Here is a 373-nt window from a genome sequence, read left to right on the forward strand (position 1 = left end):
AACCAGCAGTGGCCTACTGTCGGTATGCGGATGACTTTGTGATCGTGGTCAAGGGAACTCGCGAACATGCCGAGGCAATACGCGAAGCATGCCGTGGGTTCCTCGAAGGCGAACTGAAGCTCACGCTGAATATGGAGAAGACCCATATCACGCATGTGAACGACGGCTTCGTCTTCCTCGGTCACCGCATCATCCGCAAGCGTGGATCACGTGGTCGCATGCGGCCGGTAACGACGATTCCATGGGAGAAGTATCGGGGCTTTTCCGGGAGACTGGTCAAGCAACTGTCGGGCAATTACGGCATGAACCGGATGGACTTGATGGCAAGCCTGAACCGGCAGATCGCCGGCTGGGCCGCCTTCTACCAATACAC

At 57.1% G+C, this 373-nt stretch carries 1 protein-coding gene; it reads left to right on the plus strand.

Annotated features, from left to right (window positions below):
* The coding region (locus KVT39_RS36615; RefSeq protein ID WP_254640798.1) for a reverse transcriptase domain-containing protein at window positions 1–373 on the plus strand (373 nt) is incomplete at both ends.

This window comes from Burkholderia sp. GbtcB21, assembly GCF_019091065.1.
Taxonomy (GTDB): Bacteria; Pseudomonadota; Gammaproteobacteria; order Burkholderiales; family Burkholderiaceae; genus Burkholderia; species Burkholderia pyrrocinia_C.